The following is a 23,985-nucleotide window of genomic DNA, read 5'->3' on the forward strand; positions in this document are numbered from 1 at the left end:
GAATAATTCAAGTGAATTTGTTTGAAAGAAGAACTTTAAAAGCTTTATTTTCACCCGATAAAATACCCATAAAACAAGAGGAAGCTCATTTGAGCTTCCTCTTGTGAAAAATTGTGGGACAGCAATGCTCTAGAGCCTCCTTTTGTATCTTTTTCCAGGCAAAAATTAACGCTTTAAATTCGACAATAGTGCTGATGTAATCGAAGTATTGACTGCTACCGCTTTGGCTTTTTTGGCTTTCTTCGATTTATCTTCTACACGCTCAATCTTGATGGCTTTATAGCGATCCCCATTCTGGACCACATTGAATTTTACCCGGTCATTGCGCTTCGGTTCACCTGAATCGGCGGGGAAATCCGAGATATGAAAAAATACCTCACCTTCAGGTGAAGAAATAAAACCAAATCCTTTTTCTGGATTGTACTGTTTTACTTTTCCTTGGTATTGCTCGGAAGTCATAAACGTCCCCTTCTCTGTATCTGTCAGTATTCAGTATATAAAAAAGAGGCTGTAAAAGCCCCTTTTCTGTTCACTTTCAAAAATATTAGTCTTTTTGAACTGAACCAAAAATCTTGTCACCCGCATCGCCTAAACCTGGAACGATGTAACCATTTTCATTCAAGCCATGGTCAATCGCCGCAGTGAAAATCACCACATCTGGATGAGCTTCTTCAACACGTTTAATGCCTTCAGGGGCTGCGACCAATACCATCACACGAATATCTTTACAGCCGCTGGCTTTCAATACGTCAATCGCAGCAACCAGAGAAGAACCAGTCGCCAGCATTGGATCAATGATCATCGCAAGACGGTTTTGTACGTCTGGAACTAGTTTTTTATAGTAAGTACGTGCCTGTAGGGTTTCTTCATCACGTTCCAGACCCAGTACAGAGACTTTGGCACTTGGAATCAGATTCAGGAAACCATCCAGCATACCAATGCCCGCACGTAGAATTGGCACAACAGTAATTTTCTTACCTGCAATACGGTCTACAGTTACCGGTCCGTTCCAGCCGTCAATCTCATGCTCAACGACAGGAAGATCCTTGGTCGCTTCATAAGTCAAAAGCATAGTCACTTCCTGAGCTAGCTCACGGAAGTTCTTGGTACTAATGTCAGCACGACGCAGTAAACCGAGTTTATGTCGAATTAATGGATGACGGATTTCATGGATTGCCACGGGAGAACACCTAGAAGGTTAAAGATAAATTTCCGCTATTATAAAGACTTTTCCGGATTTGTTTAACTAAAAAAGCCCCCAATCGTGGAGGCTTTTTTGTAATAACTTCAAACTTGCGCTGAATTAGTTAAAACCACTTTGAACCAAAGTGAAAATAAACTGTTGTAATTCAGGCGACATTGCGAAGAATGCATAGCGAGACAGCGCAATGATCGGATCTGGATAAACACCGATCACCAGTACCAGTAATGCGACAAGCAATACCATGATACCGCCGACTTTTTGTCCCCAGTGATTTACAGCATCAAGACGTGGTGTTTCTGGTGGAGTCATATACATGACAACCATCACACGCAGGTAGTAGTACAGACCAATACCTGAACCCAGGATGACCATCGCAGCAAGGAACCAAGACTCACCTGCTACCGCAGTTTTCACTACCAGGAACTTACCGATGAAGCCCGCTGTTAATGGAATACCTGCTAGAGACAGCATCATCACAGTTAATACAGCAGTCAATACTGGACGGCGCCAGAACAGACCGCGGTACTCCGCCAGGCTACCTGCTTCATCTGTATTGTTATACGGACTAGACATCAGCGTTACCACACCGAAAGCACCAATCGTAGTCAATACATACGTGATGATATAGACGTTTACACTTTCAAAAGTCGCGAAACCTTGAACCTGTAAAAAGTCAGTATTACGTGCAGATACGATCGCAACCAGTACATAACCGAAGTGAGCAATTGAAGAGTATGCCAAGATACGTTTCAAGTTCACCTGTTTCACTGCAAGCAAGTTACCTACAATGATGGAAAGTACTGCAATCACGCTGATGATAGTTACGAAGCTATCTGACAGGATTAAGCCAGAAGACAATACATAACGTACGAACAGACCCAGCATTGCCACTTTAGACACAGTTGCAAGGAAAGTTGCAACTGGTGCTGGAGCACCTGCGTATACGTCTGGTGTCCATTTGTGGAATGGAGCCAGTGACAGTTTAAAGCCCACAGCGAATACGATCAGTGCCAGACCAATTACTACAGCAGGTTGACTGAATGCAGTTAACAGTTTGCCTGGTTCAGCGACAAAGCTTAGAGAACCTGTATATGCATAAACATATGCCATACCCATCAACAACATTGCAGATGCAGTTGCTGAAAGCACCAGATATTTCACACCTGCTTCAAGCGATTGAGAACGCTGATGTGTATACGCCAATAAGCCGTATACAGGGATCGACATGAGCTCAAGGCTAATGAAGAAAGATGCATAGTGAGAACTTGCCACCATCAGCATCGCACCGGCAACGGAGGTCAGCATCAGGATGTATAGTTCTTCACGGTTATCTTTATAGGTTTCAATATAAGCATGTGACAAGGTACTGCACGCCAGTGCAGCCACAATAATCACAAACTGATACAGCATCGTAAACGGATCTACGAGGAACAGATTCATTACATTGGCAGGTGCAAATTGACCCGCTAACAGAACGAACAGAATGTACAACGCCGCCAGGTTTAGACCAATGACTGTCGTAGTCGCAACTAAGTTATGGTTACGCTTAATTGCAGTAAGCAACATCACGACGATCGCAGTCAATGACACGATCATCACAGGTGCTAGAGGCATAAGCTCAGAAAAAGACATTGTGAAGTTCATGGCTTATTGGATCTCCACATTTTCAGCTGAAACGGCAGCTTGCTGCACAGCATCAGCTGCTTCAGACACAGGAATGTAGCTATTCGCTAACCACGCCATGCTTGAGTTAGAAACGTCAAGGAAGCTTTGTGGGTATAGACCAAGCCATGCTAGACCAAATGCACAGATCAGCAAAATTACCACTTCACGTGCATTTAAATCTTTTAACGGATTTGTGTAGTGCTGTTTTTGCTCTTCGTTTGGAACACCAAACAACGCTTTATGGATCAGAATCAAACCGTACAGACCCGCAAATACCAGGCTGATTGCAGCGAGGATTGTGAATGCAGGGAATTTACCGAATGAACCCATCAGGATCAGGAACTCACCAATGAAGTTACCTAGACCTGGAATACCGACAAGCGCCGCGATGAAGAACATCAGGAAGAATGCAAGGTATGGGAACTGACCACGAATACCACCCATCAAACGCATATCACGTGTATGAACACGTTCGTACACCTGACCACACATAATGAACAGCGCTGCAGATGACAGACCGTGAGCCAGCATCATGATCATCAGGCCTTGGAAAGTCAGGATGTTACCTGCATAAATCGCAAGTAAAACGAAGCCCATGTGTGAAATAGATGTATACGCCAATAAACGTTTCATATCGGTTTGCTGGAAAGCACACCAAGCACCGTAGAAGATACCGATTAAACCGAAAATGATCGCGATGTCTGCAAACTGTGCAGAAGCCGCCGGGAAGAATGGAATTACGAAACGGATCAAACCGTAGGCAGCTGTCTTAATCAAGATACCTGCAAGGTCAACAGAACCCGCTGTCGGTGCTTGTGCATGCGCATCTGGTAACCAGCCGTGTAATGGGAAAACTGGAAGTTTTACCGCAAAACCGATGAATAAACAGATCATGAATGCATAAGCAACTGCTGGCGCTTGTGTATCCAGCATGTTCGCTACACCCATCAGGTAGTTGTAGTCGAAACGGATTTGACCAGTCATGGTGTAGCCTACAGTCACCAGACCGAGGATACCAATCAGCATGACTAAACCAGCTACCTGTGTGTAGATGAAGAACTTGGTTGCAGCATATACACGTGACTTGCCTTCTGCCCCTTTATGACCCCAAAGTGCGATCAGGAAGTAGATCGGCACCAGCATCATCTCCCAGAAGAAGAAGAACAGGAACAGGTCAATCGCCAGGAATACACCGATTACACCACCCAGAGACCATAAAAGGTTCAAGTGGAAGAAACCAACGTTTTTCTGAATCTCACCCCACGAACAGCCTACTGCCAGCACACCAAGGAGTGCAGTCAAGCCAACCATCAGTAAAGATAAACCATCCACCGCAAGGTGAATGTTAATGCCCAGGGTTTGAATCCAAGGCAATTTAAACTCGGCTGCCCACGTAGGAGCCGCACCGCCAAGTTCATAGTTATAAGTACCCGACTGCCAAAGGACGATGGTCAAGACCAGCGTTACTAACATACCAATCAGCGCGATATAACGCGGAAGGTGTTGGTCGAGTTTATCGACCAACCAGCAAATAAAACCTGCAATGAACGGAATGAGGATCAGAGCCGGCAAAATAATATTGTTTGGAGCTTCCATTTTATTTCCCCACTACCTGAATCACGAGCAAGATCATCAGTAGGACAACGACACCGAGCCCCATACTAGATGCATATTCACGCAGTGAACCTGTTTGACGCGAACTAGTAAAGCTATGACCACCTTTAACCAGTGCAGGCAGCACCAGCCAGAAGCCATCAATCGGATCGCGGCCGAACAGTTTCGCGAAGAACAAATAAGGCTTCACAAAAACGATGTCATACAGCTTGTCAAAACCAAGTGCATTACGGCAGATGTTTGCAAGGCCCGCACCCAGAGAAGTTTTCGCAAAAGATTTCACAGCGTTGTAAGCAAAAGCAAACAGCACTACGCCAATTGCAAGACCTATCAGTGCAATACCTACTGCTGTGTATTCTGCAGTATGCATGCCATGTTCAAGCGCTTCCGGAATTTCAAATGCAGGAAGTTTAGCTGCATTTAAAATGCTTTCCACAGGTGCTTTTAATGCTGCACCAACGAAAGTTGAAAGTACTGCAAGAATTGCCAATGGACCCCAGTAAGTTACACCCTTGATTGCGTGATAAGGTGTGTTTTCTTTACCGAAGAATACCACCCAGATCAGACGGAATGTATAGATCGAAGTCAGGAACGCACCGATTACACCCACCCAGTAAAGTGTGCTGTAAACCGCAATTGATTGGCCTTGTACCCATACCGCACCCAGGATTGCATCTTTTGAGAAGAAGCCCACAGTGATGAATGGAATTGCAGCCAATGCACCGCCACCAATGGCGAAACATGCAAACAGGAATTTGTTCTTGTAGAACAGACCGCCCATCTTGAAGATGTTTTGTTCGTGGTGGTAAGCCAGAATCACCGCACCAGAAGACAAGAATAATAATGCCTTGAAGAATGCGTGAGTCAGCATGTGGAACAGACCCGCCTGGTATGCTTCAGCACCTACAGCCATAAACATATAGCCCAACTGACTCATAGTTGAGTAAGCCAGAATACGTTTGATGTCTGTTTGTACCAATGCAGCAAAACCAGCCACCAGCAATGTCACCGCACCAGTAATTGAGATGAACATCATCACTTCAGGTGCAAGTTCAAATACTGTGAACAGACGGCAGCACAGGTAAACACCTGCTGTTACCATTGTTGCAGCGTGGATCAATGCAGAAACAGGTGTCGGACCTGCCATCGCATCTGCCAACCAGGTTTGTAACGGGATCTGTGCAGATTTACCAGCAGCACCCAAGAACAGCATTAACGCAGTCCAGATGGTCAATGATGAGCTTTGAGTCATCACAGTCGCAGCATTTTCTACGATGTACTGAGTATTTAGCGTACCGAATTGCTGGAACAGCAAGAACATGGCAATCAGCAGGAATACGTCACCAATACGGGTAACGGTAAATGCCTTGATCGCTGCCACACCGTTTGCAGGATTTTGGTAGTAATAACCAATCAGCAGATAAGAACACAGACCTACACCTTCCCAACCCAGGAATAACAACGCCAGGTTGTCACCCAGTACCAGCAATAACATGCTTGCAACGAACAGGTTGAAGTAAGAGAAGAAACGTGCGAAGTCTTGTTCACCGCGCATGTACCATGATGCAAAGATATGGATCAGGAAACCAACGCCTGTCACCATGCCCAGCATCAACAGAGACAAACCGTCCAGGTGCAGGCTGATGCCCGGTGCAAAACCACCGACATTGAACCAGGTCCAAAGAGGTTGCACCACCGCGGTAGAACCATTGTTGACAAAGTCCATACCCGCAATGAGTGCGAACAATGCCGATAACCCCACAGCCCCTACACCAATAATGGCTGCAACTGTTTCAGGAAGCTTATGACGCCCTGCCGCTAAAAGGACGAAGCCAATGAGCGGGAATAAAATTGTTAGATATAAATAACTCATCCGCGCATCTCACTAGCAGCATCCACATCCAGATGATGGAAGCGATGATAGAACTGAAGGACGATCGCAAGACCGATACACGCCTCTGCCGCAGCAAGGGTCAGAATCAGAATAAACATGATTTGACCATCAGGCTGTGCCCATGCACTGCCCGCCAAGACGAATGCCAAAGCAGCAGCATTCATCATAATTTCAAGGCTCATTAAAATGAATAGCAGGTTGCGTCGCACCATTACACCGTAAAAACCCAGTGCAAAAAGAATGGATGCAACGATCAAACCATGCTCTAAAGGGATGTTGCCCATTATTGTTGTTCCTCTTCTGCACCTGGTTCACGTTTACCCAAATGGAATGCTGCAACAAGTGATGCAAGCAATAACATCGCGGCAACTTCTACCAACAATAAGTATTGCGTAAAGAGTGATTGACCTACCGCTTTAGGACCGACCATTTCTGTGCCCATGACCATTGAAGGCTGCACGTAATCTGATTTAAGTACCCAAACCAGGATCAGACCAATCAGGAAGCTCATCAATGCCGGATAAGCCCACGCTGATGAAGTCAACCATTTGCGTTCCTGAGCGACAGTCTGTTCGCCCAGGTTCAGCATCATTACCACGAACACGAATAACACCATGATCGCGCCAGCATAAACGATGACTTCAAGCGCACCCGCAAATGGTGCACCCACGATCAGGAACAGCCCTGCTACAGCAAGGAGTGAAACGATCAGGCTTAATAAAGCATGTACCGGGTTCGTGTTAGTTACCACACGAACCGTAGAGACGATGGCCACAAGGGCCATTAAATAAAATGGCCACATCATGGTAATAGACTCCGTACATCAACAGGCGCACTTTCACGCTGTGCCTGACCTTTGTCCTTACCAGCAACTGCCATACCAGTTACACGGTAGAAGTTATAGTCAGGATATTTACCAGGACCAGAAATCAGCAAGTGCTCTTTTTCGTAGACTAAGTCTTGACGAACATATTCGCCCAATTCGAAATCTGGTGTCATTTGAATCGCAGTCGTAGGACATGCTTCTTCACACATACCGCAGAAAATACAGCGAGAGAAGTTGATACGGAAAAATTCCGGATACCAACGACCATCTTCACGTTCTGCTTTTTGTAGTGAAATACAGCCTACCGGACATGCAACCGCACACAGGTTACATGCCACACAACGCTCTTCGCCATCTGGGTCACGCGTTAACACGATACGACCACGGAAACGTGGTGGCACGATTTCTTCGGCTGGCACTTCCGGATATAAAATGGTGTCACGTTTGCGCGTTGCATGGGTAAAGACCATGAACAACGTACGAACGATTGACCCGAATCCAGCTAGAAATTTAAACATTTTGTTCTCCCTGCTGTCTTAGGCCTGATTCAACAGAATCACAGCACCAGTCACCAAAAGGTTAACCAACGCCAATGGCAAGCAAATTTTCCAACCAAAGTTCATCACCTGGTCATAACGTGGACGCATTAAAGAACCACGCGCCAATACAAACATCATTACGAAGAATGCTGTTTTAATAATGAACCAGAATGTGGGTGGAAGGAAATCAAGACCAAATGGTGCTAACCAGCCACCGAAGAACAGGGTTACGATCAATGCAGAGATCAGTACTACGTTCACGTATTCCGCAACGAAGAACATACCCCATTTCATACCGCCATATTCTACGTGGTAACCTTCCGCCAGTTCCTGTTCCGCTTCTGGTTGGTCAAATGGGTGACGGTGAGTTACCGCAACACCTGCAACCACGAAGATCAGGAAGCCTAAGAACTGAGGAATGATAAACCAGACATCTTTCTGTGCTTCTACGATTTCACGCATGTTGAATGAACCGGCAATTGCCACTACACCCATCAGTGAAATACCCAGGAACACTTCATAAGAAATAGTTTGCGCTGCTGAACGTAGACCACCAAGCAATGCGTATTTGTTGTTAGAAGACCAACCACCAAATAGTACTGCATATACCGCAATACCTGCCATTGCCATGAAGAACAACAGACCGATACTCATGTCTGCAACACCTAGATAAGGTGACACAGGAATAACCATGAACGACAGCACCGCAGTTGCCATCGCAACTGCTGGAGCCATACGGAAAGTCAATTTATCGGCAAATTTTGGTGTCCAGTCTTCCTTGAACATGATTTTCAGCATGTCGGCAACAATCTGGAACATACCGCCCGGACCTACACGGTTCGGACCGTAACGGTCTTGCCACAAGCCGAGTAAACGACGTTCAATAAAAGACATCAACGCAGCGATCAGTACTACAACCAGTAAGATCACGATCGCTTGAAGTACTGAATAGGCGATTGGCCAGTTTTCAGCCCACAGCGGCGTTTGACGGATTAATTCTTGTTCCATGAATTACGCTCCTACCGCGACTGAAACAGGCTCTGCAAGAGATACCGTTGGTGCAAGACCAATTGGGTAGCCAATATAACCTGTTGGTAAGTATTCAATCACTTGTACAGGAAGAACGATTGAAGTCTCGCCTGCTTTCACAGTGATTTTCTGACCGTCTTGCAGGTTCAAGCGTGTAGCATCCTGTTCGCCCACTGCAAATACTGCATCCGGAATACGTGATTCCATGGCAGGTGTTTTAATGGTGAACTCGCCAGATGCAAAAATGTGATGCATTGGTACCAGACGGAAGCTTTCAGCATTTACGAGCACAGGTGCTGGTGCGACGAAGCTACGCGCTGGACGCTTTGGTAAACGGTCGAATAAACGAACGCCTGAATCACCGCCTTTTAAGTGACCGCCCACTTCATCCTGGTATTTGTTCCAGGCTTGTGGTGAGTTCCAGCCTGCAGACCAGGCAAATGGAATCAGTGGAGATGGTGTTTCATTACCCACATAACCTTCCATAGAGAATGTTAATGCAGAATCGATATCGGTTGGCTGTTTCGGCTCGTGGACAGACAATGGCGCACGCATCGAAGTACGGCCTGAGTAACGACGTGGTTCACGTGCCACTTTCAGACCATGTACACGGAAGCCCGCATCAGGTGCAACATCCAGAATGCCTTCCAGCGCTGGAATGTTTTTTGCCACTGACTCGATCACGTCATCCAGCAAAGTCCAAGAAATCGCTTTGCCTTGTACGCCTGTTTCCAGTGCGTGTAACCAGCGCCAAGATTCTTTGATTGCCAGTTCCGGGTTGTAGTAGTTAGGGTCATACACTTGATAGAAACGTTGTGCACGGCCTTCTTGAGAAACGACAGTACCATCACCTTCAGCAAATGAGGCAGCAGACAATACGATGTTCGCTTTCTTCACAGTCGCAGTTTCAGAGTGATCCAATACGATCACCTGTTTGCCTGCAAGCGCAGCATCAACCTGAGCCGCTGGTAAACGACGGTAAAGATCGTTTTCTACAATTAGGACAGTGTCATAGTCTTGTGCAAATGCTTGCTCAAGGCTTTGACCACCGAAGATTGCCAGCCCCATTGAGTTCACTTCAGGAACAGTCAAGGTCAAGCCCGCATTACCCAGGTTTTGTGCTACTTGTGCAGCAGCTTCCATGATGGTTGCGTCTTGTAGACTTGTACCAGCGATGATCAGTGGTTTCTTGGCAGCTTTCAGCGTATCTGCAATGGTTTGTGCAAATGCTTTCGCATCGTCATCAAGACCAGTGATGACTTCACCTTTCACACCCGCAGCAATCGCGAAGCCTAAACGTGCGATGTCATTTGGAGAAGCAACCACTTCACCTTCCGCAACGTCAGACAAACGTGTTTGTGTTGCAGCCAGAATGTAAATCGGAGATTTCGCATCTTGGGCAATACGTTGTACAGGTTCAGCCAGCCATTCTTGGGTACGGCGCTCTGCAGCCATTTCCTTGCCTTTATTTTTCGCAGCTTGGCGAACAGATAAAGCCATACGTGGCGCAGTTTGAGTCAGATCTTCACCCAGAATGAGTACCGCATCATAGCTTTCGATTTCACGCATGTTCGGGTTATAAACACCTTCGGTTTGCATGATCGATGCAGCCAGCTCAACCAAATTTTGCTCTTTTTGAGCCATACCAGTTGAGTAGTTGTCTTGACCAACTAACTCACGTAGTGCGAAGTTAGCTTCAAGAGATGCACGTGGTGAACCGATCCCCAGAACTTTTTTGCCCTGGATTTTCGCAATTACGGTATCCAGTGCGGTATCAACAGAAACTGTTTCTACATTCGTACCAGTACGGAACTGTGGCTGACGAGGACGGTCTTTACGGTTTACATAACCGGTACCGAAACGACCTTTATCGCACAGGAAGTATTGGTTAACTTCACCATTGAAACGGTTTTCAACACGGCGAAGCTCGCCATAACGCTCACCCGGAGAGATGTTACAACCTGAAGAACAGCCATGACATACGCTTGGTGCGTACTGCATGTCCCATTTACGGTTATAACGTTCTGAGTGAGTCTTATCGGTGAATACACCAGTCGGACATACTTCAGTCAGGTTACCTGAGAATTCAGATTCCAAAGTACCTGATTCCGGACGACCGAAATAAACGCGAGAAGCGTTCGCATATACGCCGAAATCTGTACCGCCCGCATAGTCTTTATAATAACGAACACAACGGTAACATGCGATACAACGGTTCATCTCGTGCGCAATGAACGAACCAAGTTCTTGGTTGTAATGCGTACGCTTGGTGAACCGGTAACGACGACGGTCATGTTGTGTCATCACAGTCATATCTTGCAGGTGACAGTGGCCACCCTCTTCACAGACTGGACAGTCGTGCGGGTGATTGGTCATCAAGAATTCAACAACAGAAGCACGGAAATCTTTTGCTTCTTTGTCTTCAATCGAGATGTAGGTATTGTCAGCAGCCGGTGTCATACATGACATGACCAAACGACCACGCGTATCTTCTGGATTCGCGTATTGAGTCACAGCACATTGACGGCAAGAACCGACAGAACCTAAGGATGGATGCCAACAAAAGTATGGGATGTCGATGCCAAGACTCAAACATGCTTGCAGCAAGTTTTCCGAGCCGTTGACTTCATACGATTTTCCATCGACATGAATTGTAGCCATAGTCGAATTCCTTAAGCTTGTTCTACGTTGCGGGTTTGAGCGGCAGCATTTACGACTTTCGCTTCAAATTCGCCACGGAAATGTTTGAGTGCGCCCATTAACGGTTCCATAGCACCTGGTGCGTGAGCACAGAAAGTTTTACCAATCCAAAGCTTACGAGTCAGTTCTTGTAAGTGATCGATATCTTCTTTCTTGCCAGTACCATCTTCAAGTGCTTTAAGCGCTTTCACCGCCCAAGGTAAGCCATCACGGCAAGGTGTACACCAGCCACATGATTCACGCGCAAAGAATTCTTCGAGGTTACGAGTCGCTGAAACCATACATTGAGTTTCATCAACCACCATCAATAGACAGGTACCTAAACGTGAACCTGCTTTCATGATGCTTTCCGCATCCATCGGAAGATCGATATGCTCGGCAGCCAGGAAGTCAGTTGATGCACCACCGGGTAACCATGCTTTCAGCTTCAGGCCGTCACGCATACCACCGGCATGTTCTTCAATCACTTCACGTGCAGTGGTACCGAATGGCAGTTCCCATAGACCTGGGAATTTCACCTTACCTGAAGCACCATAAATTTTTGTGCCAGGATCTTTCGATTTACCTGCAGACAGACCGATGTACCATTCTGGACCACGCAACATGATTGCTGGCAAGTTGTTGTAGGTCTCTACGTTGTTCACGATTGTAGGACGACCCCAAGCACCTGCAACCTGCGGGAATGGCGGTTTGGTACGCGGGTTTGCACGGCGACCTTCAAGCGAGTTAATCAATGCAGTTTCTTCACCACAGATATAACGACCCGCACCGGTATGCACGTGTAACTCGAAGCTCCAGCCAGAATCCAGGATGTTTTCACCCAGGTAACCTTTGGCACGAACCTGCTCAAGTGCTTCGTTCAGGTACTTCGCCGCTTCGATGTATTCACCACGGATGAAGATATAACCTTGAGTTGCTTCAAGGGTATAAGCTGCAATCAGCATACCTTCGATCAGCTGGTGAGGAAGATCTTCCATCAACAGGCGATCTTTGAAAGTACCTGGTTCCATCTCATCGGCATTACAAATCAGGTAACGTGGACCTGAATTGTCATTTGGCGCCATCAGCGACCATTTGATCCCTGCCGGGAAGCCTGCACCACCACGACCTTTTACGGTTGCAGCTTTTACAACTTCCAGCACTTCTTTCGGTGTCATAGACAGGGCTTTTTTAAAGCCTGCATAGCCTTCAAGCGCTTCGTAGTCATCAACGTGACGGACATTCGCCTGTTTGCTTAGACGCCAAGTCAGTGGATGCGTTTCCGGGTTACCGTCGCCATAAATTGGTTTTGGTTCGGTATTCATACATACTTCTCCAATAACTGTTTAATTGATGTTACTTCCACGAGACCGTGAGTGTCTTCATCAATCATGAGGGTTGGACCTTTGTCACAGTTACCTAGGCAGCAAATTGGAAGCAAGGTAAAACGGCCATCCGCTGTGGTTTGGCCGAACTGGATACCCAATTCACGCTGGAATGCTTCTGCTAAAGTCTCCGCACCCATCAAGAAACATGCAATTGAGTCACACAGTAAAATTACGTGACGACCCACTGGCTGACGGTAAATACGGTTATAGAACGTTGCAACCCCTTCCAAATCGGCAAGGCTCATGCTGAGCATTTGCGCGATGGCATTCATTTGAGCATCGTCTACCCAGCCATTACGGCGTTGTACACACTTCAGCGCATCAAGACACGCTGCACGTGGGTAAGGGTAATGCCCAATGTGATGTTCAATTTCGTGGATTTCTTCCGAAGTTAAAATCCCTTCAACATTCACACGTGGCTTTTTATCAGTCAAAATCATCATAATGCGTTTACCCCTTAGCGATCCACGTCAGCCATTACGACGTCGATTGTCGCTAAATAAATGATTAAGTCAGATACAAGACTGCCGTTAATCACAGAAGGCATTTGCTGTAAATGCGTGAAAGTTGGTGTACGAATACGGGTACGGTAACTCATGGTTGACTTGTCTGAAGTCAGATAATAAGTCGACGCACCTTTCACCACTTCTGCCATCACAGATGATTCACCTGCAGGCATTACAGGACCCCAAGAAACGCTCAAGAAGTGCGTAATCAAGGTTTCAATATCTTGTAATGTTTTGTCTTTTGGTGGTGGAACAGCCAGCGGATGGTCCGCTTTGTACGCACCAGATGGCATATTCTCTAGACACTGCTTAATGATTTTCAGTGACTGTTCGATTTCACGGAAGTGAACAATCACACGAGCATATGCATCGCCTTCGTACTCAACCGGTACTTCGAAGTCGTAATTTTCATAACCACTGTATGGACGGTATTTACGCACGTCAAAGTCGATACCTGTCGCACGCAGACCAGTACCTGTTACACCCCATGCCAATGCAGATTTCGCATCGTACTGAGCCACATTACGGGTACGACCCACAAATACAGAGTTTTTCAGTGCTGCAGTATAGTATTCGTTCAAACGCTTAGGCATCCAGTCGAGCAAGTCTCGAACCAGTTTTTCCCAACCGTTTGGCAAGTCATGTGCAGTACCACCGATACGGAACCATGCTGGATGCATACGGTAACCAGTAATCGCTTCCACAATGTCATACACTTTCTGACGGTCAGCGAACATATAGAATACAGGGGTCATACCGCCGGCATCCTGAATCGCAGTACCGATGTATAGCAAGTGGTTATTGATACGGAACAATTCCGACATCATGACACGGATACATTGTGCGCGGTCTGGCACAGTAATGCCTGCCAATTGTTCCACACCCATCACATACGGCATGTTTTGAGCACAACCACCCAAATAGTCCACACGGTCAGTATACGGAATGAATGAATGCCAAGTTTGACGTTCAGCCATCTTTTCCACACCACGGTGGTGATAGCCGATATCTGGCACACAGTCTTTCACTTCTTCACCATCCAACTGCAAAATTACACGGAACGCACCGTGCGCAGACGGGTGGTTAGGACCCAAATTCAGGAACATGAAATCTTCATCTGCATTACCGCGCTTCAGACCCCAGTCTTCTGGCACGAAACGTAGATGTTCCTGTTCAAAGTCCTGCTTGGCTTTGTCTTGAATATACGGAGTATATTCAGTCGCACGTGCAGAATATTCTTTACGTAGCGGATGACCTTCCCAGTAGGTTGGCAACAAGATACGACGGAGCATTGGATGCCCTTCGAAATTGATGCCGAACATGTCATAAGCTTCACGCTCATACCAGTTCGCATTTGGCCAGATATTCGTTGCGGTCGGAATATTCAGATCGCTGTCGCTTAATGCAACTTTAATACGAATGTCACAGTTACGCTCTAAAGATAATAAATGATAGAACACTGTGAATTCTGACGCAGGCAAACCGTCACGGTGCGTACGTAAACGCTCATCTACTGCAGACAAGTCGAATAGCATCACGTATGGACGTGGCACGGTACGCAAGAACATCAATACTTCTTGTACACGTGCGCGCTCAACCCAAACTGTCGGGAAATCCTCGAAAGTTGTTTGCACAAAGAAGTTCTCACCAAACTTGGTTTTGAGCTCTTCAATGATGGCAAATGCTGGGCGTGAATCAACTGCTGTTGATTCTGGCATAGCAATGTCAGTTTCAGCCATTGGCTTGGCTTCCTATTTAATACAAATTCAGTCAACCTAAACGACAACTACACCCATAGCGGGTGCACAACAAAAAACCGGTCGTTTAAATTATTTAATTTCATCCATAGAGCGTAAGTTCTTCACAGCCACACGCTGGTCTTTCTTACGGTCACGTTCCGGCATCATCTTTGGCTTATACACTGGCTTAAGATCATCACCGATTACCGCAGACAGCGGACGACGCTCTAATTGAATTTGGTCTTGTAACAGCATTAATGCCTGGATCAATGCTTCAGGACGTGGTGGGCAGCCCGGAACGTATACATCTACCGGAATAATCTTATCCACACCTTGTACGACTGAATAGATATCGTACATACCACCTGAGTTCGCACATGCACCCATTGAAATAACCCATTTCGGTTCAAGCATCTGTTCATACAGACGTTGAATTACCGGAGCCATTTTCACGAAACATGTACCTGCTACGATCATCAAGTCTGCCTGACGCGGTGAAGCACGGATAACTTCGGCACCAAAACGTGACAAGTCATGTACACCGGTCAAAGTCGTTGCATATTCAACGTAGCAGCAAGATGTACCAAAGTTAAATGGCCAAACTGAGTTCTTACGACCCCAGTTCACTGCTGTGTGCATTACATCCTCTAGGCGAGTCATGAACACATTTTTATTCACTTCTTCTTCTAGAAGCGGATCTTCTACAACGATACGCTCTTGAAGTGGATATTCATCAGCATTCGGATTCGCACGGGTTAATGTATATTTCATCCCGAGTTACTCCTTATCAGAGGGTTGAACTTGTGATTTTTTCACAAGACCAGATGATTGAGCTGGGATTTGACCAGTTGGATCCATAACCAATTCTTCAACAGAGTTGAAGCGCGTAATTTCTGCAAGATCCATATTTGGCGAACCAATTTTAGCTTTGTATCCTGCTGCTTTACGTCTGTCTGAAGGTGCCCAGTTCAGTGCGCCTGTCGATAATTCGTAAACCAAACCAACAAGTAAAACCAAAATAAAGATAGCTGCAGTTGCAAAACCAATCCAACCTACTTCACGAACAGAAGATGCCCATGCATACAGGTAAAGTGCTTCGAGGTCGAAGACTACAAAGAAAATTGCAACTAAATAGAATTTCGCAGACAAGCGGATACGAGCTCCACCTGCGCTGACTACGCCTGACTCAAACTGCTCCTGCTTGGCACGGCCCCATGATTTACCCCCGAGGAGTAATGGGACAGTGAGCATAAAGACGCATAAAAATGTAACGCCGATCACGAAGGCAATAATTGCCCATTCGTATGGAGTAATGGCACTCATGCGGGGATAACTCCTGGCAGGCCGATTTATTAACAAAGAATGTATGTATTGGCCTTCAAATACACCAAACACAAAATTAATCCCGCCAATTGTACCTGATTTTGGATTTCACTTGCTAGTTTATAAGCCTTAGTCTTTTGGATGATTTTTTAGACATTCCTAATTTTATTCTGGCTTTAAGCTCATAGAATCTCAACCGATCGTTTTTTTAAATTAAAGTTTAAATTTCCATTATTTTTTTCTAAACCCAGATAGACTTTTAAAGCTATGCATAATTAAGCCTCACTCCTTTTACAGTGGCTGGCTACCCACCCAATGAAACGAAACTTATAAAGAATCAATTAAAAACATTTCACCTTTGCATCATGCTCCGGAAAATAAGTGTGTTTTTAAAAGATGTTTAACATGAATGTTGTCATTCAATTAGAAGCCCCCCTTTTCTACCCGCTCTCGGTAAGCCTTAAAAGAGCAATTGTGTATTTTTGCAACACGTCCAACAGTTTGATTCAGATTATGATATTTCTATTTTTAAACACACTATCACATTTATAAAGTAACAATAAGGAGTCCATGCATGTCTCTACGATTTACCCATAAACCTGATTATTTTTTCTTTGCTCAATTATTGATGCGACATGTAGAAAGCTATATCCAAAAACATCAGGATGCCAGCAATGCAATCTTTGACTTAGGGGATATTCATAAACTTTTCCAGACAGACTATGCCTCTTCCAGCATTAACCTGGACGGTATTATGAATATTGCCGATGAGTATAAGCTTGAAACCTTATCTGGTGACCAGAAGCTAATCCAAAGCTATCAGGTAGATGTTAAAAATAACAAGCTACTGATCAACTTCAATTCTGATGCCTTAAACAGCCTGAAAGAAGGCAAGCCACTGATTGAACCGGATGCTACCATCCATGAATAATCCCCTTTAAATAGCCATAAAAAAAACGATACCTATGTATCGTTTTTTCTCAGCTAAACTCTTATTCTGATTGATCTGACACTTCAGCTCTTTCCAGTTTTTCGATTGGTTTTTGCTTGATTTTTTTACCGTAACGGCTGGCTGGCCAAATCATGATAAAGCGTGCACCACTCAGTGTCGGACTTTGATCAACCTGAATCTCTCCACCAAACCAGTAAGCAATCCGGCTGACAATAGACAAGCCCAAACCATAACCCCCTGAAGCACGGGTACGACTATCATCCAGTCGGGCAAAAGCCTCAAAGATACGAGCACGGTCAGCTTCCGGAATCCCCGGACCATCATCTTCTACACAGATATACGCCATGCCCTTAGCATCTAGTCCGCCGCTGATCAGGATTTTCTGCTCACAGTAGCGTACTGCATTCCCTACCAGATTTTGCACCACACGATGCAGGTAACGTCGTTCAGCCTCTACGGTTACAGGTACTGGCATTGGCAGCACTTCGACTTCTTTGCCAGTTTTTAGAGCATCTGTTTCGACGGCCACCTGCTCCAACACTTCAAACAGATCAATATCTTCAAATTCAATTGAAGGCATGCCCTGTTCCAGTTTGGCATAGGTCATGATTTCATCGATCAAGGTATTTAAGGCTTCAATATCCTTATCGATCTGCTCAACCTGCTGCAAGCGATAATCATAGTCGTCTTCATCTGCCATCATTTCCACAGCAAAACGGATACGGGCAACCGGTGTACGCAGCTCATGCGATACAGCACGCATCAATTCACGCTGCGCTTCAATCAGGCGCTGAATATGGTCCGACATATTGTTATAGCTGGAAGCCAGCGTCGCCATCTCATCACTGCCCTCTACTGGAAGACGCAATGACATGTTCCCGGTTTTCATCTTATTCAGGGCATAGCTCACTTCTCGCAGTTTACGCTGCATTGGCACCAGCAGACCATAAATCCCCAGACTTAAGACAAACAGGCTCAGTAAGGTAATCCCGGCAGCTAACTGGAATGGCATCCAGTTAAATAACGGCACTGGCCCCATCACCAGCACTTCAGACGTAGAGCTAGGAATAGGAGAAATGATCGAAATTGTAGTGCCGCGAATTGAGGCACTATCACGATATAAAATAATGCTGTGATCCAGACGCAAACGTCCGATCTGCTCGGAATCTAGTGGCAGGCTCTGGACATTTTCGATCGAGATTGGATAAGAGAAATAGTCCTGAATTCGCTTCAGGTATTCTTTTTCCTGACCTGGGTAGTACACCAGATAGTCCAGAATAAAGACCGGTAAAGCCTTCATCTGACGTTCAGTAATATTATCCGCCTTAATATAAAGATAATGACTTGGATCATCGCGTAGCCCAATGACAATATAAGCTACCCCAGTTTTAGCATCCCAACGCACGACTGCCTTACGGTCAGCCAGACGTCGACCTTCCGCTCGGGTAATATCCACTTTACTGGCTTCGACATAGTAGATCGGCAATTCCAACAGATCAGACGCATCTGAAACCCAATCCATCTTTTGCTGCAGATTAGGCTGTCTCGCAACCCCCTCACTGATGATATATGCCATACCATTAGTCAGGGATTCACGATACTCTTGCGCACGCTGGTAGTTGATGATCTGTACCAGCAGATAGCTGAATACTGCCACCAGGACCACAAGCATGACCAGGCCTGCGTATATCCGCAAAAATATACTGTGTTTAAACACCTATTAATTATCCTGTTTATTCAGGCGGCTAAAGGCACCGATTAGATACCGTTAGTTTCTTTGACGAATAGATAACCTTTACTACGTACTGTTTTAATACGTTTTGGATTTTCAGGATCGTCACCAATTTTTGGACGAATGCGCGAGATACGCACATCAATTGAACGGTCTTGACCGTCATATTCGATGCCGCGTAAACGCTCAAAGATATCTTCACGTGACAGGATGCGGCCCGCATTTGAAGCCAGCAGCCACAACAGGTCATATTCGGCACTGGTAAAGTCAACCAGCTCACCATTTAAGGTCACTGAACGACCACCATTGTCGATCACCAGGTCATCAAATTCGATGCGCTGAGCCACTTCATCTTCAGGCACCTTGTCGGTACGACGCAATAAAGCACGAATACGAGCCAGCAGGACACGCGGCTGAACCGGTTTAGCGACATAGTCATCTGCACCCATTTCCAGACCTAAGACCTGATCCATATCTTCAGTACGTGCAGTTAGCATTAAAATCGGTTGATGATAATGTGGACGAACTTCACGACAGATGGTCAAACCATCAGCACCTGGCAACATGACATCTAGAACCACCATGTCTGGTTGCTCAGCAATAATACGACGAATAGCACGGTTACCATCCGGCTCTACCCCAACCTCAAGACCATTACGAATGAGGTATTCTTGTGTTAAACGAGCAAGACGCTCATCATCTTCAACAATTAGAATTTTAGGTAACTTTTCTTCTTGGCTCATGTGTTGCCCCTTTATTTGATGGACGTATGCTACGGACGTATCCTTTTGAAATCCAATAGATACGTTTTTAATATGCTTGCAATATACACACGTTTACATTGTAAACAAGATAGCATTCACCAAACCAATACATCAAAGTAGCATTTTGTAATATTTTATCGTGCACATTTTACTCGAATGTGCATTTAACTACCGTTTGTCGGCTTATTTGCATCGATTAAAGCTTAATCTGAACAAAATGTGACTAGTTGATTCAGGCCTTTTTAGTTATCCACAATGTTATCTATAAGCACTTTTTGCCAGCTTTGATATGCTATGCCTTGCCGGATAAGGCTTATGCAAGAATCAATAAAAATTGGGATCTTTTTGCAAAAGATTAAGATAAAACTTCAGAAAAATATTTAGCAAAATGTCAATATTGATCTACCCTAAATTTTCCCGTATCTTGTGTTCAATTAATTTTATAACCACTAGGTCTTGTGTTTATTCCTCGAACACTGTGGCACGATTTTTGCCCAGTTCAAACGGTCCATAAACATAAAAATAGATGACAATGGAGCTATGCTAACATGAGCGTAATCACGTCCACTCCGGGTCAACTTCAGGTGATTAAACGCACCGGTGATGTTGCCGCTTTTGATGCAGAAAAAATTTCTGTTGCAATTGGAAAAGCATTTTTGGCAGTAGAAGGCCAGCAAAGTGCAGATTCGAGCCGTATACACGACCGTATCGAACAATTAACGGAAATGGTTCTGAATACATTCAAACGCCGTTTACCATCGGGTGGTACGATCCATATCGAAGAAATTCAAGATCAGGTTGAACTTGCGCTGATGCGTACTGGCGAACAGAAAGTTGCACGTGCCTATGTCATCTACCGTGAACAACGTTCTGAAGCGCGCAAACAGTTAGGTGCCAACCATCACCCTACACTGCAAGTCACTGATGCAGAAGGTAAGTTAAAGCCGCTTGACTTAAGCGAATTGACTGCGACTGTGACTCGTGCTGCTGAAGGCCTTGAAGGGATCGACGTACAGGCGATTGTCGATGAGACCGTAAAAAATCTTTATAACGGTGTAAAAGAGTCTGACATCTCTACCACAATGATGATGGCAACTCGTACCCGTATTGAGCAAGAACCTAACTATACTTATGTGACTGCACGTCTGTTGCGTGATGACCTGGTGGCTACCGGTTTAGAGTTCTTGGGTCTATCCACTGATACTAATGAAGGTGATGCACTTGAAACTTTCCTGAAAAAAGGGATTGAGTTAGAGCTTCTTTCACCTGAATTGTTAAACTTTGACCTGGCTAAGCTGGCTGCAGCGATTCAACCAGAACGTTCAAACCAGTTCACTTACCTAGGTCTGCAAACCCTATTTGACCGTTACTTTATCCACTCAGATGGCGTGCGTTTCGAATTGCCGCAATTGTTCTTCATGCGTGTGTCTATGGGTCTTGCCCTGAACGAAGATAACCGTGAAGACCGTGCAATCGAGTTCTATAACTTATTGTCTAGCTTCGACTACATGGCGTCTACGCCTACCCTGTTCAACTCAGGTACGCTACGTCCACAGTTATCTAGCTGCTACTTAACTACAATTGATGATGATCTGTTTGACATCTATGGCGCGATGCGTGATAACGCAATGCTGTCTAAATGGGCAGGCGGTTTAGGTAATGACTGGACTCCAGTTCGTGCCCTGAACTCTTACATTAAAGGTACAAACGGTAAGTCTCAAGGTGTGGTGCCATTCCTTAAAGTTGCCAACGATACTGCTGTTGCAGTAAATCAGGGTGGTAAACGTAAAGGTGCGGTATGTGCATACCTGGAAACCTGGCATCTGGATATCGAAGAATTCCTTGAGCTGCGTAAGAATACGGGTGATGACCGTCGTCGTACTCACGACATGAACACTGCGAACTGGGTTCCTGACCTGTTCATGCAACGTGTATTCGAAGATGCTGAATGGACACTGTTCACACCTTCTGAAACGCCTGATCTTCATGATCTGACTGGTGCAGAATTCGCTGAGCGTTATGCTTACTACGAAAGCATTGCCAAAGAAACAAACATGTTGCACAAGAAAATCCGTGCAAAAGATTTGTGGCGCAAAATGCTGTCTATGCTGTTCGAAACAGGCCACCCATGGATCACGTTCAAAGACGTATGTAACCTGCGTTCACCACAACAACACGTAGGTGTGGTTCACTCTTCTAACCTGTGTACAGAAATCACCCTGAACACCAGCAAAGAAGAAATCGCAGTATGTAATTTAGGTTCGATCAACCTGGTACAACACGTTCAAGGCGGCAAGCTGGATCGTGAAAAACTGGCTCGTACAGTAAAAACTGCGGTTCGTATGCTCGATAACGTGATCGACATCAACTACTACGCAGTTCCACAAGCACGTAACTCGAACCTGAAACACCGTCCAGTCGGTATGGGTATCATGGGCTTCCAGGATGCGCTTTACGAAATGGGTATGGCTTACGGTTCTGACGCTGCGGTTGAGTTTGCTGATGAATCAATGGAAGTGATTTCTTACTACGCAATTTCAACTTCAAGTGACCTTGCTGTTGAACGCGGTACGTATGAAACATTCAAAGGTTCACTGTGGGATCAAGGTATTCTGCCAATCGACTCACTTGACCTGGTTGCGAAAACTCGTCCAGAACGCATGTTTGAAGTAGACCGCACACAACGTCTGGACTGGGACACTTTACGTGCCAAAGTTCAAAAAGACGGTATGCGTAATTCGAATGTGATGGCGATTGCTCCGACTGCAACCATTTCAAACATTTGTGGCGTGTCTCAGTCAATCGAGCCTACATTCCAGAACCTGTATGTGAAATCTAACCTGTCTGGTGAATTCACAGTGATCAACCCGTACCTGGTACGTGCGTTGAAAGAACGTGGTCTTTGGGATGCAGTGATGGTCAATGACCTGAAACATTTCGAAGGTTCAGTACAAAAGATTTCTCGTATTCCTGAAGAATTAAAAGCGATCTTTGCGACTGCGTTTGAAGTTGAGCCACGCTGGATTGTTGATGCTGCTTCTCGTCGTCAAAAATGGATCGATCAGGCGCAATCGCTGAACCTGTACATCGCGGGTGCAAACGGTAAGAAACTAGACATCACTTACAAGATGGCTTGGTTACGCGGTCTGAAAACCACTTATTACCTACGTGCCTTAGGTGCAACTTCTGCCGAGAAATCAACCATTAACACGGGCGCATTGAATGCAGTTAAACCTGCAACTGTTGCTGCTCCTGTAGTTGCAGCGCCAGCGGTTGAAGAGAAAAAACCTGAAGCACCTGTAGAGGAAGAAGGTTTCACTCAAGCAGCACCAGTGCCACAAGCATGTTCAATTGACAATCCTGATTGTGAGGCTTGTCAGTAATCTGACGGGTTCCTAATCCACCCCGACCCTCCTTTTTCAAAGGAGGGAGATTCCTCGAAGCAAATGGCGGGATGCAAGTCCCCCTTTGCAAAAGGGGGGATTTAGTGGGATTCAAGAAATTTAGACAATAAAAAAAGCCCACTACAGGCCGATCAAAACTCGTAGGGGCTTTTAATCTCGAAGTGATACCAAAATGGTCACAACGAGGCTGGCATAATCAATGCGAGTTAGATTGTAGCACTGAAAACTATCTCGAGCCAGTACAAGTCATTTTCTTTGAAGAAGGAGGAATAGATGATGTCCAAGCGCGTGATTTATAAAAGTGCTATTGACGGTCGCTTCGTGACTAAAGCTTATGCTTTAGCTCATCCAAAAACGACAATCAAACAGATTCGCAAAATCAAATGATGATTTAAAACTTAAACGTGGATTTCTAGATTAGTCTGGAATCCACAACTTAGAACAAAAAGGAAATTTGGTGCCCCATATGACTCACAATTACATGTTAGGACTTGTGGCATTGATCCTTTCCTTTGCCGTTACCTTTTACGCACCGATTGCTTATTTCTGGTTTAAAGTTCGCCAGCAACAGCGTAAACAAAATAAGTAGTGGGGATTTATCTCTGAACAAATTCAGAGCATTCATCGACAAAACTTAATTTTGTTTACACAAATTGAGCGTATAGTAAGACATCTCAGCACTGCTGGATGTCTAATAAAAGATATAAAGCAACTAGAGAGAATTGAT

Annotated in this window: 20 protein-coding genes; 3 read left to right on the plus strand and 17 right to left on the minus strand. The window is 45.3% G+C overall.

Translation table 11 applies throughout. The annotated features are described in order from the left end of the window. Positions 1-165: 165 nt before the first annotated feature. The 15 genes from FTU19_RS12955 to ndhC all read right to left on the minus strand — a co-directional run bounded on the left by FTU19_RS12955 (position 166) and on the right by ndhC (position 16,406). Positions 166-459: a cold shock domain-containing protein gene (locus tag FTU19_RS12955; RefSeq protein ID WP_004785065.1), complete on the minus strand. Its 294-nt coding sequence runs from the start codon at positions 457-459 to the stop codon at positions 166-168. 85 nt (positions 460-544) lie between these two features. After that, positions 545-1,180 carry a uracil phosphoribosyltransferase gene (upp, locus tag FTU19_RS12960; protein WP_004785068.1) on the minus strand — a complete coding sequence of 212 codons (636 nt, stop codon included), beginning with the start codon at positions 1,178-1,180 and terminating at the stop codon, positions 545-547. A 123-nt stretch (positions 1,181-1,303) separates the two neighbouring features. After that, on the minus strand, positions 1,304-2,848 hold the full coding sequence (gene nuoN, locus FTU19_RS12965; protein WP_004785070.1) for an NADH-quinone oxidoreductase subunit NuoN: 1,545 nt from the start codon (positions 2,846-2,848) through the stop codon (positions 1,304-1,306). A 3-nt stretch (positions 2,849-2,851) separates the two neighbouring features. Then, complete coding sequence (gene nuoM, locus FTU19_RS12970) at positions 2,852-4,465, minus strand: NADH-quinone oxidoreductase subunit M (RefSeq protein WP_004785072.1); 1,614 nt, start codon at positions 4,463-4,465, stop codon at positions 2,852-2,854. Between the two features lies 1 nt (position 4,466). Then, entirely contained in the window at positions 4,467-6,356 is a 1,890-nt protein-coding gene (gene nuoL / locus FTU19_RS12975; protein ID WP_179993295.1) for an NADH-quinone oxidoreductase subunit L, read from the minus strand. Next, complete coding sequence (nuoK, locus tag FTU19_RS12980; protein ID WP_004280769.1) at positions 6,353-6,661, minus strand: NADH-quinone oxidoreductase subunit NuoK; 309 nt, start codon at positions 6,659-6,661, stop codon at positions 6,353-6,355. Before nuoK ends, nuoL begins: the two co-directional genes overlap by 4 nt. After that, positions 6,661-7,179 carry an NADH-quinone oxidoreductase subunit J gene (gene nuoJ / locus FTU19_RS12985; RefSeq protein ID WP_171056685.1) on the minus strand — a complete coding sequence of 173 codons (519 nt, stop codon included), beginning with the start codon at positions 7,177-7,179 and terminating at the stop codon, positions 6,661-6,663. The genes nuoK and nuoJ overlap by 1 nt, the downstream gene beginning before the upstream one ends. Further along, positions 7,179-7,721, minus strand: coding sequence for an NADH-quinone oxidoreductase subunit NuoI (gene nuoI, locus FTU19_RS12990; RefSeq protein ID WP_004785079.1), 543 nt, complete (start codon positions 7,719-7,721; stop codon positions 7,179-7,181). The genes nuoJ and nuoI overlap by 1 nt, the downstream gene beginning before the upstream one ends. An 18-nt stretch (positions 7,722-7,739) precedes the next feature. Next, positions 7,740-8,750 (minus strand): NADH-quinone oxidoreductase subunit NuoH, encoded by a 1,011-nt coding sequence (nuoH, locus tag FTU19_RS12995; RefSeq protein WP_180131498.1) that lies wholly within the window; start codon positions 8,748-8,750, stop codon positions 7,740-7,742. A gap of 3 nt (positions 8,751-8,753) precedes the next feature. After that, positions 8,754-11,432: an NADH-quinone oxidoreductase subunit NuoG gene (gene nuoG / locus FTU19_RS13000; protein WP_180131500.1), complete on the minus strand. Its 2,679-nt coding sequence runs from the start codon at positions 11,430-11,432 to the stop codon at positions 8,754-8,756. A gap of 11 nt (positions 11,433-11,443) precedes the next feature. After that, positions 11,444-12,775: an NADH-quinone oxidoreductase subunit NuoF gene (nuoF, locus tag FTU19_RS13005; protein ID WP_180131502.1), complete on the minus strand. Its 1,332-nt coding sequence runs from the start codon at positions 12,773-12,775 to the stop codon at positions 11,444-11,446. Next, the gene (nuoE, locus tag FTU19_RS13010; RefSeq protein ID WP_004785086.1) at positions 12,772-13,281 is read right to left on the minus strand and encodes an NADH-quinone oxidoreductase subunit NuoE; all 510 of its coding nucleotides are present in this window, start codon (positions 13,279-13,281) and stop codon (positions 12,772-12,774) included. The genes nuoF and nuoE overlap by 4 nt, the downstream gene beginning before the upstream one ends. A 14-nt stretch (positions 13,282-13,295) precedes the next feature. After that, positions 13,296-15,083, minus strand: a complete 1,788-nt coding sequence (gene nuoC / locus FTU19_RS13015; RefSeq protein ID WP_034702039.1) for an NADH-quinone oxidoreductase subunit C/D — start codon at positions 15,081-15,083, stop codon at positions 13,296-13,298. A 90-nt stretch (positions 15,084-15,173) separates the two neighbouring features. Then, the gene (locus FTU19_RS13020) at positions 15,174-15,854 is read right to left on the minus strand and encodes an NADH-quinone oxidoreductase subunit B family protein (protein WP_004785090.1); all 681 of its coding nucleotides are present in this window, start codon (positions 15,852-15,854) and stop codon (positions 15,174-15,176) included. Positions 15,855-15,860: 6 nt separating this feature from the next. Then, complete coding sequence (gene ndhC, locus FTU19_RS13025) at positions 15,861-16,406, minus strand: NADH-quinone oxidoreductase subunit A (RefSeq protein WP_004785092.1); 546 nt, start codon at positions 16,404-16,406, stop codon at positions 15,861-15,863. A 574-nt stretch (positions 16,407-16,980) separates the two neighbouring features. On the opposite strand from ndhC, the gene FTU19_RS13030 reads away from it, so the two are divergent. Then, positions 16,981-17,337 (plus strand): hypothetical protein, encoded by a 357-nt coding sequence (locus tag FTU19_RS13030; RefSeq protein ID WP_004785094.1) that lies wholly within the window; start codon positions 16,981-16,983, stop codon positions 17,335-17,337. A 61-nt stretch (positions 17,338-17,398) separates the two neighbouring features. Here FTU19_RS13030 and bfmS read toward each other — a convergent pair whose 3' ends face one another. Together bfmS and bfmR are read right to left on the minus strand one after the other, a co-directional pair. After that, positions 17,399-19,075, minus strand: a complete 1,677-nt coding sequence (gene bfmS, locus FTU19_RS13035) for a sensor histidine kinase BfmS (protein ID WP_180131504.1) — start codon at positions 19,073-19,075, stop codon at positions 17,399-17,401. 41 nt (positions 19,076-19,116) lie between these two features. Then, complete coding sequence (gene bfmR / locus FTU19_RS13040) at positions 19,117-19,833, minus strand: response regulator transcription factor BfmR (RefSeq protein WP_004785097.1); 717 nt, start codon at positions 19,831-19,833, stop codon at positions 19,117-19,119. Positions 19,834-20,402: 569 nt separating this feature from the next. Here bfmR and FTU19_RS13045 point away from each other — a divergent pair. Beyond that, positions 20,403-23,237, plus strand: coding sequence for a ribonucleoside-diphosphate reductase subunit alpha (locus tag FTU19_RS13045; RefSeq protein ID WP_180131507.1), 2,835 nt, complete (start codon positions 20,403-20,405; stop codon positions 23,235-23,237). A 478-nt stretch (positions 23,238-23,715) separates the two neighbouring features. After that, positions 23,716-23,847, plus strand: a complete 132-nt coding sequence (locus FTU19_RS16365) for a hypothetical protein (protein ID WP_005237071.1) — start codon at positions 23,716-23,718, stop codon at positions 23,845-23,847. Positions 23,848-23,985: the final 138 nt, after the last annotated feature.

Source organism: Acinetobacter sp. YH12072, assembly GCF_013419565.1.
Taxonomy (GTDB): domain Bacteria; phylum Pseudomonadota; class Gammaproteobacteria; order Pseudomonadales; family Moraxellaceae; genus Acinetobacter.

Excerpts from the sequence above, each read along its gene's own strand:
- bfmR (WP_004785097.1), bottom strand. The coding sequence starts at position 19,833 with ATGAGCCAAGAAGAAAAGTTACCTAAAATTCTAATTGTTGAAGATGAT.
- nuoJ (WP_171056685.1), bottom strand. The coding sequence starts at position 7,179 with ATGTGGCCATTTTATTTAATGGCCCTTGTGGCCATCGTCTCTACGGTT.
- nuoF (WP_180131502.1), bottom strand. The coding sequence starts at position 12,775 with ATGAATACCGAACCAAAACCAATTTATGGCGACGGTAACCCGGAAACG.
- ndhC (WP_004785092.1), bottom strand. The coding sequence starts at position 16,406 with ATGAGTGCCATTACTCCATACGAATGGGCAATTATTGCCTTCGTGATC.
- nuoG (WP_180131500.1), bottom strand. The coding sequence starts at position 11,432 with ATGGCTACAATTCATGTCGATGGAAAATCGTATGAAGTCAACGGCTCG.
- FTU19_RS12955 (WP_004785065.1), bottom strand. The coding sequence starts at position 459 with ATGACTTCCGAGCAATACCAAGGAAAAGTAAAACAGTACAATCCAGAA.
- nuoE (WP_004785086.1), bottom strand. The coding sequence starts at position 13,281 with ATGATGATTTTGACTGATAAAAAGCCACGTGTGAATGTTGAAGGGATT.
- nuoC (WP_034702039.1), bottom strand. The coding sequence starts at position 15,083 with ATGGCTGAAACTGACATTGCTATGCCAGAATCAACAGCAGTTGATTCA.
- FTU19_RS13045 (WP_180131507.1), top strand. The coding sequence starts at position 20,403 with ATGAGCGTAATCACGTCCACTCCGGGTCAACTTCAGGTGATTAAACGC.
- nuoM (WP_004785072.1), bottom strand. The coding sequence starts at position 4,465 with ATGGAAGCTCCAAACAATATTATTTTGCCGGCTCTGATCCTCATTCCG.
- nuoK (WP_004280769.1), bottom strand. The coding sequence starts at position 6,661 with ATGGGCAACATCCCTTTAGAGCATGGTTTGATCGTTGCATCCATTCTT.
- nuoN (WP_004785070.1), bottom strand. The coding sequence starts at position 2,848 with ATGAACTTCACAATGTCTTTTTCTGAGCTTATGCCTCTAGCACCTGTG.
- nuoL (WP_179993295.1), bottom strand. The coding sequence starts at position 6,356 with ATGAGTTATTTATATCTAACAATTTTATTCCCGCTCATTGGCTTCGTC.
- FTU19_RS13030 (WP_004785094.1), top strand. The coding sequence starts at position 16,981 with ATGTCTCTACGATTTACCCATAAACCTGATTATTTTTTCTTTGCTCAA.
- nuoI (WP_004785079.1), bottom strand. The coding sequence starts at position 7,721 with ATGTTTAAATTTCTAGCTGGATTCGGGTCAATCGTTCGTACGTTGTTC.
- nuoH (WP_180131498.1), bottom strand. The coding sequence starts at position 8,750 with ATGGAACAAGAATTAATCCGTCAAACGCCGCTGTGGGCTGAAAACTGG.
- FTU19_RS13020 (WP_004785090.1), bottom strand. The coding sequence starts at position 15,854 with ATGAAATATACATTAACCCGTGCGAATCCGAATGCTGATGAATATCCA.